This is a genomic window from Lysobacter oryzae DSM 21044 (assembly GCF_059568595.1).
The window spans coordinates 141,215-154,293 of sequence record NZ_JCANTQ010000010.1; the positions used below are offsets into that span (position 1 = coordinate 141,215).

General features: G+C 67.7%; 15 protein-coding genes. 1 reads left to right on the forward strand and 14 read right to left on the reverse strand.

Annotated features, from left to right (window positions below):
- Positions 1–12: 12 nt before the first annotated feature.
- From BP05_RS06790 to BP05_RS06850, 13 genes are all read right to left on the reverse strand, one after another.
- The gene (locus BP05_RS06790) at positions 13–807 is read right to left on the reverse strand and encodes a thymidylate synthase (protein WP_496361784.1); all 795 of its coding nucleotides are present in this window, start codon (positions 805–807) and stop codon (positions 13–15) included.
- Positions 808–820: 13 nt separating this feature from the next.
- Positions 821–1,717 carry a prolipoprotein diacylglyceryl transferase gene (gene lgt / locus BP05_RS06795; RefSeq protein WP_496361786.1) on the reverse strand — a complete coding sequence of 299 codons (897 nt, stop codon included), beginning with the start codon at positions 1,715–1,717 and terminating at the stop codon, positions 821–823.
- A gap of 107 nt (positions 1,718–1,824) precedes the next feature.
- Positions 1,825–2,313: a TPM domain-containing protein gene (locus BP05_RS06800; protein ID WP_496361788.1), complete on the reverse strand. Its 489-nt coding sequence runs from the start codon at positions 2,311–2,313 to the stop codon at positions 1,825–1,827.
- An 8-nt stretch (positions 2,314–2,321) separates the two neighbouring features.
- Positions 2,322–3,215 carry a TPM domain-containing protein gene (locus BP05_RS06805; protein ID WP_496361790.1) on the reverse strand — a complete coding sequence of 298 codons (894 nt, stop codon included), beginning with the start codon at positions 3,213–3,215 and terminating at the stop codon, positions 2,322–2,324.
- Positions 3,216–3,235: 20 nt separating this feature from the next.
- Positions 3,236–3,898 (reverse strand): LemA family protein, encoded by a 663-nt coding sequence (locus BP05_RS06810; RefSeq protein ID WP_496361792.1) that lies wholly within the window; start codon positions 3,896–3,898, stop codon positions 3,236–3,238.
- Positions 3,899–4,066: 168 nt separating this feature from the next.
- Positions 4,067–4,801 (reverse strand): TerC family protein, encoded by a 735-nt coding sequence (locus tag BP05_RS06815; protein WP_496361794.1) that lies wholly within the window; start codon positions 4,799–4,801, stop codon positions 4,067–4,069.
- Positions 4,802–4,861: 60 nt separating this feature from the next.
- Positions 4,862–5,242 carry a diacylglycerol kinase gene (locus BP05_RS06820; protein WP_496361796.1) on the reverse strand — a complete coding sequence of 127 codons (381 nt, stop codon included), beginning with the start codon at positions 5,240–5,242 and terminating at the stop codon, positions 4,862–4,864.
- A gap of 220 nt (positions 5,243–5,462) precedes the next feature.
- The gene (locus BP05_RS06825) at positions 5,463–6,458 is read right to left on the reverse strand and encodes an isoaspartyl peptidase/L-asparaginase family protein (RefSeq protein WP_496361798.1); all 996 of its coding nucleotides are present in this window, start codon (positions 6,456–6,458) and stop codon (positions 5,463–5,465) included.
- A gap of 69 nt (positions 6,459–6,527) precedes the next feature.
- Positions 6,528–7,760 carry an ABC transporter permease gene (locus BP05_RS06830; RefSeq protein ID WP_496361800.1) on the reverse strand — a complete coding sequence of 411 codons (1,233 nt, stop codon included), beginning with the start codon at positions 7,758–7,760 and terminating at the stop codon, positions 6,528–6,530.
- 123 nt (positions 7,761–7,883) lie between these two features.
- Entirely contained in the window at positions 7,884–8,588 is a 705-nt protein-coding gene (locus tag BP05_RS06835; RefSeq protein WP_496361802.1) for an ABC transporter ATP-binding protein, read from the reverse strand.
- Positions 8,585–10,111 (reverse strand): efflux RND transporter periplasmic adaptor subunit, encoded by a 1,527-nt coding sequence (locus BP05_RS06840; RefSeq protein WP_496361804.1) that lies wholly within the window; start codon positions 10,109–10,111, stop codon positions 8,585–8,587. The genes BP05_RS06835 and BP05_RS06840 overlap by 4 nt, the downstream gene beginning before the upstream one ends.
- 126 nt (positions 10,112–10,237) lie before the next feature.
- On the reverse strand, positions 10,238–11,506 hold the full coding sequence (locus BP05_RS06845; protein WP_496361806.1) for a sensor histidine kinase: 1,269 nt from the start codon (positions 11,504–11,506) through the stop codon (positions 10,238–10,240).
- Between the two features lie 9 nt (positions 11,507–11,515).
- Entirely contained in the window at positions 11,516–12,226 is a 711-nt protein-coding gene (locus tag BP05_RS06850) for a response regulator transcription factor (RefSeq protein WP_056134602.1), read from the reverse strand.
- Positions 12,227–12,357: 131 nt separating this feature from the next.
- On the opposite strand from BP05_RS06850, the gene BP05_RS06855 reads away from it, so the two are divergent.
- Positions 12,358–12,696 (forward strand): DMT family protein, encoded by a 339-nt coding sequence (locus BP05_RS06855; protein ID WP_496361809.1) that lies wholly within the window; start codon positions 12,358–12,360, stop codon positions 12,694–12,696.
- 55 nt (positions 12,697–12,751) lie between these two features.
- On the opposite strand, the gene BP05_RS06860 is transcribed toward BP05_RS06855, so the two are convergent.
- Positions 12,752–13,054: an Mpo1-like protein gene (locus BP05_RS06860; RefSeq protein ID WP_496361811.1), complete on the reverse strand. Its 303-nt coding sequence runs from the start codon at positions 13,052–13,054 to the stop codon at positions 12,752–12,754.
- Positions 13,055–13,079: the final 25 nt, after the last annotated feature.

A 13,079-nucleotide genomic window follows, 5' to 3' on the forward strand; every position in this document is an offset into this window, starting at 1 on the left:
AGGACGCCACGATCAGACCGCTACCGGCGCCTTGATTGCCGGCAGCGGGTCGTAGGCCTCGATCGCGATGTCGTCGTAGGTGAATGCGAAGATGTCACGCACGTCGGGATTCAGACGCAGCCGCGGCAATGCGCGTGGCTCGCGCGCCAGTTGCTCGCGCGCCTGCTCGAAGTGGTTCGAATACAGGTGCGCATCGCCGAGCGTGTGCACGAAATCGCCCACGCCCAGTCCGCAGGCCTGAGCGACCATGTGGGTGAGCAGTGCGTAACTGGCGATGTTGAACGGCACGCCGAGGAAGATGTCACCGCTGCGCTGGTAGAGCTGGCAGCTGAGCTTTCCGTCCGCGACGTAGAACTGGAACATCGTGTGGCACGGCATCAGTGCCATCTTCGGCAGGTCGGCGACGTTCCAGGCCGAGACGATCAGGCGGCGCGAATCCGGGTTGCGTTTGATCTCCTCGACCACCCAGCGGATCTGGTCGATCTCGCTGCCGTCGGCGGCCGCCCAGCGGCGCCACTGCTTGCCGTACACCGGCCCGAGCTCGCCTTCGGCGTCGGCCCATTCGTCCCAGATCGAAACCTTGTTGTCCTTGAGGTAGGCGATGTTGGTCTCGCCTTTCAGGAACCACAGCAATTCGTGCACGATCGAGCGCAGGTGCAGCCTCTTGGTGGTGACCAGCGGGAAGCCCTGGTTGAGGTCGAAGCGCATCTGCCAGCCGAACACGCTGCGCGTACCGGTGCCGGTACGGTCGGACTTTTGCGTGCCGTGCTCGAGGACGTGGCGAAGGAGTTCCAGGTACTGCTTCATCCCATGCGTCTCCTTACTGCGAAAGGGCCGGCCGCAGCGTCGGCGAACGCCGCGACTGCCAGAGCAGGAAAAGCCCCAGCGCGATGAGCGGCAGGCTCAACACCTGCCCCATCGTCAGCCAGCCGAATGCCAGGTAGCCGATCTGGGCGTCGGGCACGCGCACGAACTCGACGACGAAGCGGAAGATCCCGTACAGCAGCGCGAACACGCCGGACACCGCATAGCGCGGACGCGGCTTGCGCGAGTACCACCACAGCACCACGAACATCACCAGGCCCTCGAGCCCGGCCTGGTACAGCTGCGACGGATGTCGCGCGAACTGGTCGAGTGCGCCGGTGGCGAACTGCGCCTGGATCTGCTGCATCGACAGTCCCTGCAATTCAGGCGCCGACGGGAACACCACGCCCCAGGCGGCGTCGGTCGACTTGCCCCACAGCTCGCCATTGATGAAATTGCCGAGGCGGCCGAAGCCCAATCCCGGGGGCACCAGCGGCGCGATGAAATCGACGGTGTCGAACAGATGCAGCTTGTGCCGGCGCGACCACCACCACGCCGCAACGACGACGCCCAGCAGTCCGCCATGGAAGCTCATGCCGCCCTGCCAGATCTTGAATACCTGCAGGGGCTGGTCGAGATACGTGGCCAGGTCGTAGAACAGGATGTAGCCGAGGCGCCCGCCCAGGACCACGCCCAATGCGCAATAGAAGACGAGATCGCCGTAGGCCTGCTCGTCGACCCCCGGCAGGCGTCCCTCGTGCACGCGACGCCGCCCCAGCCACCACGCGGCGATGAACGCGAGCAGGTACATGATTCCGTACCAGTGGATCTGCGGGTGCACGCTGCCAAGGACCGGCAGGTTCCAGGTGCCCAGGTCGAGGGCGATGGGATCGATCTGGTGCAGGAAGCTCATGCGGCAATAGCGCTCCACGGAGGACGCCGTATTGTGCCGCAGGACGCGGCCAGACTCGGCACTGCTGCCGCCGAACGCGCAACGTTTCGTGCAGGCCGGCGCGGCGCTTACAGCAGGTGCGGGGTATCCGGCAGCTCGTTGTCGTCGACATAGCCCGCCTCGCGCGGGAAATGCGCCTCGACCAGCGCGGACAGCGCTTCCAGGCCGCGCAGCACAGCGGCCTCGGGCTCACCCGCCTTGAGGCGCTCCTCGATCAGCAGGCACGCCCCGCGCCATTGCTCCGGCGTGACCAGGCCCTCGAAGCCGCGGTCGGCCACGACTTCGATGCGATGGTCGGCCAGCAGCAGGTACAGCAGGACGCCGTTGTTGGCGCGCGTGTCCCAGACCCGCAACTGGGCGAAGACTTCCTGCGCGCGATCCCGCGCCTGCATGCCCGCCAGCACCGCGCGCGGATGCAGGGCGCTTTCCACGGCAAACTGGATCTCGCCGGTGTGCCGCGCCTCGCTGGCGGCGATCGCGGCGGCAATGCGCTGCAGTGCATCGGCGGCGAACAGCCGTTGCGAGGGCATGGCGAACAGGTGCCTGAGCAGTCGCATCGCGTCTCCTACCAGCTGCCGGAGGCGCCACCGCCCCCGCTCATGCCACCACCGCCGGACCAGCCGCCACCGCCGCCGCCGAACCCGCCGCCGCCAAAGCCACCACCGCCCCAGCCGCCGCCACCGCCGAAACCGCCCCAGCCGCCGTGACCGGCATGGCGCCCGCGCGGCATGCTGGCCAGGCCCACCAGGAAGCCGATGATTCCCCCCAACCCGCCCACGAGCGCCAGCGACGAAATCAGCCAGGCGACCCCGCCCGCTGCGACACCGCCCAGCAGGCCGCGCAGGAAGGAGGGGACGGGATTGAGGAAGGCGCGGGCGACCTGCGCGACGATGAAGGCCGCGAACAGCGCAAACAGGAAACCGCTACCGCGGCCCTGGCGCTGCGGTCGCTGCTCCACCAGCGGCGCGGGCAACTCCTCGCCGTCGATCAGCTTGACCAGCGCCGCGGTCGCGTCGATGAGGCCGCCGTTGAAATCGCCGGCGCGGAACTTCGGGGTCATGTATTCGGTGATCACGCGGATCGCCGTCGCATCGGGGATGGCGCCTTCCAGCCCATAGCCGACCTCGATGCGCGCGCGACGGTCGTCCTTCGCCACGACCAGCAGGACGCCATCATTGGTGCCCTTGCGGCCGAGCTGGTACTGGTCGAAGGCACGCACGGCGTACTGGGCGATGTCTTCCGGTTCGGTCGTAGGGACGACCAGGACCTGCAGCTGGCTGCCCTTGCGCTGTTGCAGGGCGAGCGCCTGGGCCTCGAGCTGCTGCTTCGTCGCCGCGTCCAGGGTCATCGTGGTGTCGATGACGGGGCCGGTGAGCGCCGGAATCGCGGCCAGCTGCTGCGCCTGCGCGGCCGCGCAGGCGAGCAGGAACAGGACCAGTGCGAGCAGCCGTCTGAGCATCGGCGGCTACGTTCCCTGGGTCAGCCGCCCGACGGCGCGGGCTGTTGGGCCGGCTGCTGCGCGGGAGCGGGTTGCGCCGGCGGCTGCTGCGCGGGGGCCGGCTGGCCGAAATCAACCTTCGGTGCTTCCTGGATCTGCTGCTCGTTCTCGACCGTGAAGTTCGGCTTGGTCTTGTACCCGAACATCATCGCCGTGAGGTTCTGCGGGAACGAACGGATGTACGTGTTGTAGTCCTGCACCGCGGTGATGTAGCGCTGGCGCTCCACCGCGATGCGGTTCTCCGTTCCTTCCAACTGCGCCTGCAGCTGCAGGAAGTTCTGGTCGGCCTTGAGTTGCGGGTAGTTCTCGCTCACCACCAGCAGGCGGCTGATCGCGCTCTGCAGCTCGCCCTGCGCCTGCTGGAACTGCTGCAGCGAGGCCGGGTCTTCAGCATTGACGTTGATGCTGCCCACCTTCGAGCGCGCTTCGGTGACCTGGGTAAGGACCTGCTGCTCGTGGGTGGCGTAGCCGCGCACGGTGGCGACCAGGTTGGGCACCAGGTCGGCGCGCCGCTTGTAGACGTTGAGGACCTGCGACCAGGAGGCCTTCACCGCCTCGTCCTTCTGCTGGATGGTGTTGTAGCCGCAGCCCGAAAGCATGGCGGCGAGCGAAACCAGGACCAGTGTCATGAGCAGCTTGCGCATGGGAGTTTCCCTAGGTGGGCGATGGCAATTGGAACGACTCGTCGCGCATTACGGCATCGGCCGGAATTAAGCCGGCGTGATGGCTCGGGCGTCGCCTCCACGGTGGGGCAAGCACCGGCGGAATTCAATGCGCCCGGGTCGGCCTCGCGGCCGGTCCGCGCGCACAGGTCAATCCGCCTCGATCCGCCGCAGCGCGTTGCGCTTGGCCCAGAGGTTGAGGCATTCCACCAGCGCCGAGAACCCCATCGCGCCATAGATGTAGCCCTTCGGGATGTGCAGGCCGAAGCCGTCGGCGATCAGGTACACGCCGACCAGCACGATGAATGCCAGTGCCAGCATCTTGATCGTCGGGTTGCGCTCGATGAAGTGGCCCAGTGGCGTCGCCGCCAGCAGCATCACCCCGACCGCGAGCAGGATCGCCGCGACCATCACCGGGGTCTGGTTGGCCATGCCGACCGCGGCGATGACCGAATCCAGCGAGAACACGATGTCGATGACCGCGATCTGCGCGATCACGCCCATGAAGGAAACCGCCGGCCGGGTGTGCACGTCTTCGGATTCGGCTTCACCGACGATCAGGTCCTTGATCTCGCTTGAGCCCTTCACCAGCAGGAACACGCCGCCCAGGATCAGCACCAGGTCGCGCATCGAGATGCCCTGGCCGAACACGTGGAACAGGTCCGTGGTCAGCCCCGCCAGCCAGGCAAGGGTCAGCAGCAGGCCGATACGCGTGAGGCAGGCGACGGCGATACCGAACTTGCGCGCCTTCTCGCGCTGCACCAGCGGCAGCTTGCTGACCGCGATCGAGATGAACACCAGGTTGTCGATGCCGAGCACGATTTCGATCGCGCTCAGGGTGATCAGGGTGATCCAGGTTTGCGGGTCGGTCAGCAGTTCAATCACGAGCACGTTCTCGGTTCGGCGGGCCGTGGGTCCGCCATCGGGTCTGGCAAGGGGATCGGATTACAGGACGCGGGGCAGGAGAATCGCGCCCCACACCAGCAGCACGTTCATCATCAGCACGAACACCGCCGCAGAACCCATATCCTTGGCGCGTCCGGCCAGTTCGTGGAACTCGGCGCCGTAGCGCTCGATCACCGCCTCGATCGCCGAGTTCAGCAGTTCGGTGCTCAGCACCAGCAGCATCGAGCCGATCAGCAGGATGCGTTCCACCGGGGTCTGGCCCAGCCACCAGCCCAGCGGCGCGAGCACCACGAACAGGTAGACCTCGAGCCGGAAGGACGACTCATGCTTCCAGGCGGCGCGCAGGCCCTGCATCGACCACTTGGCCGCCTTGAGGATGCGTGAGGGGTGGCGCGGGAGATGTCCGATGGCATCAGCCATGGCGGCGCTCCTGGAACGTGGCGGGCAGCGGGAGGGGCATGTCGTGGGCGGTCTGGACGGCCGCGAACGGGGCCGGGCGAAGCGGCCGGAAAGCCGCGATCAGCCTGAGATTCTGCCATAAGGCCCCACCACCCGCCCCGGCCGCGCGGGATTGCCGGCACCGCAAACCGCCGCCCGGCCAGTGCGCAATTTGCGGGACGCGTGCTGCGCCCGCCGCCGCTCAGTGCTCGTCGCGGAAAATCGCGGTCCCGCGGGTGCCATCCGGCTTCAGCCAGGCACGGTACATGCCCGAGGTGTTGAAGGGCATCGCGATGTTGCCGTCGCGGTCCAGTGCGATCGCGCCGCCATCGCCGCCGCTCGCGGGCACGATCTTGTTGATGACCTCGTCGGCCGCCGCAGCCAGCGCATCGCCGCGGTACGCCACGCGCGCGCAGATGTCGTGGGCGACCGCGTTGCGGATGTAGAACTCGCCCCAGCCGGTGCCGGACACGCCGCAGCGCTCATCGGCCCAGGTCCCTGCGCCGATGATCGGCGAATCGCCCACCCGGCCCCAGCGCTTGTTGGTCATCCCGCCGGTGCTCGTGGCCGCGGCGATGTGGCCCTGCGCATCAAGCGCGACGGCGCCGACGGTGCCGAAGTACTTGCCCTTCTCGACGATCGCCGCTCCGGCCTTTTCCTTCGCCTGCGCCTCTTCGAGCTGCTTGCGGCGGCGCTCGGTGTCGAACCAGTTGTTGGCCACGCGCTCGATTTCCGGCCGGCCGTCGGCGAATTTCTCCGCTCCAGCGCCTGCGAGCATCACGTGCGGGCTGTGTTCCATCACCGCGCGCGCCAGCCTGACCGGATTGCGCACCGTGGTGACGCCGGCGATCGCCCCGGCGCGGCGGGTGTGGCCTTCCATGATCGATGCATCGAGCTCGTGCTTGCCCTCGGCGTTGAACACGGCGCCCTTGCCGGCGTTGAACTGCGGCGACTCCTCCATCACCACGATCGCCGCCTCCACCGCGTCGAGCGCGCTGCCGCCCTTGGCCAGCACGGCATTGCCCGCATCCAGCGCGCGGTTGAGCACGGCGCGGATCTCGCGTTCGTCGTTCGAACTCAACGCACTGCGTTCGATCACGCCGGCGCCGCCATGGATCACCAGTGCGGTCCGGGGTTTGTCGGCGGCGTGGGCACTCATGGCGGCAAATGCGAGCAGCAGGGCGGGAAGGTGGCGCATGGCAGGCCTCGGTTGGTCATGACCGTCCAAGCATAGTCGGCCCGCGGGCCGGGATCCGTGCGCAGGAAGTCACTGCTGCCGCAGCGCCTCGATCGGATCCAGTTGGGAGGCCTTGCGCGCCGGGTAATAACCGAAGAACAGGCCGGTGGCGATCGAGAAGCCTGCCGCCAGTGCAATCACCTGTCCGTTCAGCGCGACCGGCAGCGAGCCGAAGCGGCCCACCAGCAGCGCGCCCACCACCCCCAACGCGATGCCGATCACCCCGCCGATCAGCGAGATGAGCATGGCCTCGGCGAGGAACTGCCGGCGGATGTCCGAGGGCCCCGCGCCCACCGCCATGCGCAGGCCGATCTCGCGGATCCGCTCGGTCACCGACACCAGCATGATGTTCATGATGCCGATGCCGCCCACGACCAGCGAGATCGTCGCCACGGCGCCGAGCAGCAGCGACATCAGCCGGGTGGTCTGCGTGCGCGTGGCCACGACCTCGGCGATATTGCGCACGCTGAAGTCGTCCTCGTCGCCCGGCTGGATCCTGTGGCGCTGGCGCAGCAGCGCCTCGACCTCGTCCTGCACGTAGTTGACGTCCTCGGCGCGGGCCACGCCCAGCGCGATCTGCTGCACCGCGCCCGGCGGCACGTTGGCGGCGCCCATCAGGCGGCGGCGCGCGGTTTCCAGCGGTACCAGGACGATGTCGTCCTGGTCCTGGCCGAAACCGCCCTGGCCCTTGGGCCTGAGCACGCCGGCCACGGTGAACGGTACGCGGCCGATGCGTACCGTCTGGCCGACGGCGTCCTCGTCCGCGAACAACTCGCGCCGCACGGTTTCGCCCAGGATCACCGACTTGGCGCCGTTGTAGTCGCGCGTGTCGAATCCGTTCCCGCTGCCGACCTCCCAGCCGTTGATGGCGAAGAAATCGGGCTGCACGCCCTGCCACTGGGTCGACCAGTTGCTCTCCGCGTACACCACCTGGGTGCCACCGCGCAGCATCGCGGCGACGTATTGCACTTCCGGGATTTCGTCGCGGATCGCCTGGGCATCGGCTTCGTCCAGCGTGTAACGACTGCCTGCGGCGACGCGCGCACCACCGCCGCCAAAACCGCCGGCCCCGCCGATGTCGAGCCGGTTGGAGCCCAGCCCGGAAACAAGCTTGTCGATTTCCCTTTGCGTGCCTTGCCCCACCGACACCATCACGATGACCGCCGCGATGCCGATGATCACGCCCAGCGAAGTCAGCGCGCTGCGCAGCCAGTTGCCGCGCAGGGCGAAGACGGCGGTGCGGAGGATTTCGAGGAAGTTCACGGGTTCATTTCTCCAGGCTTCCAGGTGCCGTCCGTGGCGCGGACTTGCCGTGCTGCAACTTCCTGCCCGGCCATCCATGGCCGGGCGCTCATCACCGCAGCCGATGCCGATAGGGCATCGGCTTTACGCGTTGATTCGCCCATCGCGCATGAGGAAGATTCGGTCGCAGTGCGTGGCCACGTCGGGGTCGTGGGTGATCAGCACGACGGTGTGGTCGTCCTGCTGCAGGCGCTTGAACAACTTGAGGATCTCCTCGCCGGTCCTGCTGTCGAGGGCGCCGGTCGGTTCGTCGGCCAGCAGGATCGGCGGCCGGTTGATCAGGGCGCGCGCCACCGCGACGCGCTGCTGCTGGCCGCCGGACAGTTCGCTGGGGCGGTGATCGGCGCGGTCGCCCAGTCCGACCGACTCCAGCGCCGCGCGGGCGCGCTGCAAGCGTTCCTCGCGCGGCACGTTGGCGTAGCCCATCGGCATCGCCACGTTCTCCAGTGCGCTCATGCGGGGCAGCAGGTTGAAGCCCTGGAAGACGAAACCGATCTTCTCCAGCCGCAACGCGGCTCGTTCTTCCGCGTCGAGCGTGGCCACGTCGATGCCATCGCACAGGTAGCTCCCGCTGGAGGGCGTGTCCAGGCAACCCAGCAGGTTCATCAGCGTGGACTTGCCCGAACCCGACGGCCCCATGATCGCCACGAATTCGCCGCTTCCGATGCGCAGGTCGACGTCGCGCAGCGCGACCACTTCAGCCGCGCTCCCGGCGGCATACACCTTGCCCAGTCCCCGGGTTTCGATGACCGTCCCGGCAACATCGCGGCTGTCGGCGGCTGCGCTCATTTGGCCGCGCGCCCGCTGCCGACGATCACTTCATCGCCTTCGCGCAGGTCGCCGGACACTTCGGTATTGCTGCCGTCGGATGCGCCCACGCGCACGGTCACGGCCTGTGGCTTGCCGTCGACGAGCTTGTAGAGCGGCGCACGGCGCGAACCCAGCAGCGCGGCGACCTGCTTGTCCCATCGCGCCTGCTGGTTGTCGTCGAGCGTGGCTTTGAATGCAGCGAACTGTTGGCTGAAACGTTCGGCCATGCGCTGGCGCATCGCACCGGCATTGCCGCCGCCATTGCCACTGCGATTGCCGCCACTGCCCGGACCGCCTCCGGGCCCGCGGCCGAACAGGCCCGCGCCCTGCTGTTGCGCCGGCGCCGCCTGCCGCGCCGCTGCGCGCTGGCGAATCGCCGCCAACGCCGCGTCGAAGGCGGCCTGCTGGCGGGCGTCCAGCTTGAGCGTGCCGGCGATGCGCGCGAAATCCTGGGCGAAGTTGCCGCGGCCGCCACCGGACTGCGCGGCGTTGGCACCTTCCTCGTCCGGCTTGTAGCGCAGCGCCGCATTGCTGACACGCAGGACATTGTCGCGGTGGCTGACCTCGATCTCGGCGTTGGCGGTCATTCCCGGGAGCAACGACTGGTCGCTGTTGTCCACCGCAACGACGACCGGATAGGTGATGACGTTGCTGGTATTGGTCGCCGCCAGTCGGACCTGCTTCACCTTGCCGCGGAAGCGGCGCTCGGGGAAGGCATCGACGGTGAAGTCCACGCCTAGCCCCGGCTTGACCTGCCCGATGTCGGCTTCGTCGACGGCCAGCAGGATCTCCATCTGCGACAGGTCCTCGGCAATCTGGAACAGCACCGGCGCCTGCAGGCTCGCCGCGACCGTCTGCCCGGGCTCGATCGAACGCGACAGCACCACGCCGTCGACGGGGGAACGGATCACGGTGCGTTGCAGGTTCAAGCGCGACGTCTGGGTCGACGCGGTCTGCTGGCTGATCTGCGCCTGCGCCGATGCGACCTGCGCGCGGGCCTGGTCGCGTGCGGCGCGCGCGAGGTCGAGGTCGCCGCGTGCGATCAGCTGCTGCTGGGCGAGTTCGGCCTTGCGGTTGTAGTCGGCCTCGGCGTTGCGCAGCGTTGCCTGCGCGGTGGCGAGGCCGGCGCGCGCGCTGTTGACCTGCGCGTTGCCCTGCGCGATCTGCGCCTCGTACGTGCTCGGGTCGATGCGCGCGATCACCTGGCCCTTGCTGACGTGGTCGTTGTAGTCGGCCAGCACGTCGGTGACCTGCCCGGAAATCTGGCTGCCCACGTCAACTTGCGAGGTCGCGTTCAAGGCGCCGGTGGCGGAAATGGTGACGCGGATGTCGCCGCGGTCGACTTTCGCCGTGCGGTAGGCGGAGGCCGCTTCCTCGTTGCTGCGGTGGCGCCAGAAGTAGGCAGCGCCGGCGATGACGGCGAGTGCGATCGCGGCGGCGGCGACGCGCGCGGTCCAGCCGGATGGTTTGCGGACGCGGGATGGCTTGCGGGTGGCGCTCATTGAACGGGGCAATAGGAAGGCGAGGAAAATAACGCGCGAAAGGGCGCGCGGTTGACAAGCCCCGACGCGGTCTACGATTGCGGCGTTGCCGCCCGATCAGGCAAAGCGGCAACCGGCGAGACCCGATCAGCCGAAGCGGATGGTTGCGACCGTGCCCTGGCCCGGCTGGCTTTGCAGGCTCACCGGCCAGCCGAAGCGCTCGCCAAGGCGGCGCACGATCGACAGCCCCATGCCGCGACCTTCCTCGCGCGCGGGATCGGCCCGGTAGAACGGATCGAATGCCTTGATCAGGGTTTCCGGCGTCATGCCCACGCCGGTGTCGCGCACTTCGATGCGCTCGGGCGCCAGCAGCAGCACGATGCGGCCCGAATCGGTGAAGCGCACCGCATTGCCCAGTAAATTGCCCACCATCACCGCGAGCACGTGCGGCGGTGCAAACAACTTTGGCGCGCCTTCGTCCACGACCTCCAGGTCGATCGGCCGGCCCGACAGCAGCGGCTGCACGCGCGCCACCTCGTGCGCGATCACCTCGCGCACGTCGAATTCCTCGCTCAGCGGCTCGATCTCCGCCTCGCGCGCGAGGATCAGGAACGCGTCGATCACTGCCTCCATGTCGCGGCCTGCGCGCTGGACGCGCGCCAGCGAGCGGATCTGGCGCTCGCTTGCGTCGGGATCGGCGAGCATCAGGTCGGTGGCGACGCGGATGACGGTCAGGGGCGTACGCAGTTCATGGCTGGCATCGCGGGTGAAGTCGCGCTCGCGTTGCACGAAGTCGGAAACGCGGTCGGCCAGGCCGGTGAGCGCGCCGGTGAGCTGGCGTACCTCGCTGCCCGAATCGGCCGGCAGCGCGCCCGGGCGGATGCGGCTGGTGTCAGGTGCGCGCGGGTCCCAACTGGCAACGAGGTCCGCGAGCCAGCTGACGGGCGCGACCATCCGCTTGGTCGTGCGATAGGTCAGCCAGGCCATGGCGTAGGAAGTGAACAGCGCAAACAGCAACGCGCCCAATATGGTCCACGCGATGACCATGTCGATCACTTCGGTGTCGAGCGTCACGACAAAGCGGCCCGCCGGCGTGTCCTCGACATAGGCGAACTGGCTGAAGGACAACTGGTTCAGGCCCTTGTCCAGGTCGCGCATGGTCGGCGGCAAGGCGGCGAAGTCGCCCTCCGCAGGGTCGAAGTAACTGTGGATCGCCCGACCCCGCAGGAGGGCCTCCCCGACGCCGCTGGGTTTCTGTTTCCAGAACTGGGCCGCCTCGCGGTGGACCACCCAGACCACGACCGACTGGCGCACGGCCAATCCCACCGCCAGCATGAAGAGGCAGAGCACGACGCTCGCGATGAGCGCCTGGGCGATGAAGGCGAGTTTTACCTTCCGGGGCAGCCCCTGCGGCATGACGGGTGGTCAGTCCGGCGGCTGCGATATGTCCGCCACCCGGTAACCCGCACTCTGCACCGTATGCAGCAACTGCTTGTCGAACGGCTTGTCGATCGTCTTGCGCAGGTTGTAGAGGTGGCTGCGCAACGTATCCGAATCCGGCAGGCCGTTGCCCCAGATCTCGCGTTCGATCTCCTGGCGGCTGACCACGCGCGGCGACTCGCGCATCAGGATCGTGAGCAGGCGCAGGCCGATGGGCGACAGTTGCAGTTCGGTGCCGCCGCGGGTCACCCGCAGGCTGGCGGGATCCAGCACGAGATCGGCGACCTTGAGCACCTCGCCGCCCACCTGGCGCCGCTCGCGACGGATCAGCGCGCGCAGGCGCGCCTCCAGTTCCTGGATCGCGAATGGCTTGGTGAGATAATCGTCGGCGCCTACGGACAGGCCGTTGAGCTTCTCGTCCAGCGTGTCGCGGGCCGTGAGCATCAGCACCGGCGTGGACTTGCGCGCTTCCTCGCGCAGCTTCTTGCAGACCTCGATGCCGTCCATGCGCGGCAGCATCAGGTCGAGCACGATCACGTCGTAGCTGTTTTCGGTGGACAGGCGATACCCGTCGAGGCCGTCGGCCGCGAAATCCACCTCGAAACCGCGCCCTTCGAGGTACTCGCCCACCATTTCGGAGATGTTGCGGTTGTCCTCGACGATCAGGACCAAACCGCCGTCGCGTGTTGACTGCATGACCAGAAGCTCCAGTTCGACTTCAGGTTTGTGAAACTGCACCGCCGAGGGTAGACGCTCCGTGAAGATCGCGCCAACAGTCTGAATTCATTCATCTTTCTACCCGCCACACCCGCCGGAAACGCCATCCCATGCTCGAACGCCTCGCGCCTGCCCTCCTCCTGATCGCCTCCAACGTGTTCATGACCTTCGCCTGGTACGGGCACCTGCGCTACAAGTCGGCCCCGCTCGCCCTCGCCATCGCCGCGAGCTGGGGCATCGCCCTGTTCGAGTACTGCCTGATGGTGCCCGCCAACCGTCTGGGCAGCGCGATGTATTCCGCGCCCCAGCTCAAGGGCATGCAGGAGGTGATCACGCTGTTGGTCTTCGCGGGCTTCTCCACGTGGTACCTGGGCCAGCCGCTGAAGTGGAACCATTGGGCCGGCTTCGCCCTGATCGTGGTGGCGGCGTGGCTGATCTTCCAGGAGTGAGTGACCGGCCGGCACGCGGGCGCCCGCACCGCGGCAAGCGCTGGCATGTGGATTTTCAGAGCCGGATCCGGCCGATGAGGATGTCCTTGAACATCACCCAATCCCCGGCGAACGAGTAGAAGGGATGCTTGAAGGTCGCGGGCCGGTTCTTCTCGAAGAAGAAGTGGCCGATCCAGGCGAAGCCGTAACCGCACACCAGCGCGCCGAGCACGAACCAGGCGTTGCGGTTCCAGATCGCGAGCGCGAGCAGCGCGAGCACGCCGCAACTGCCGATGAAGTGCAGGCGACGGCAGGTGCGATTGACATGCTCGCCGAGGTAGAACGGATAGAAGTCGCGAAAGCTCGAGAACTGGCGCATGGGTTCCGGCCTCATCGGGCAGGTT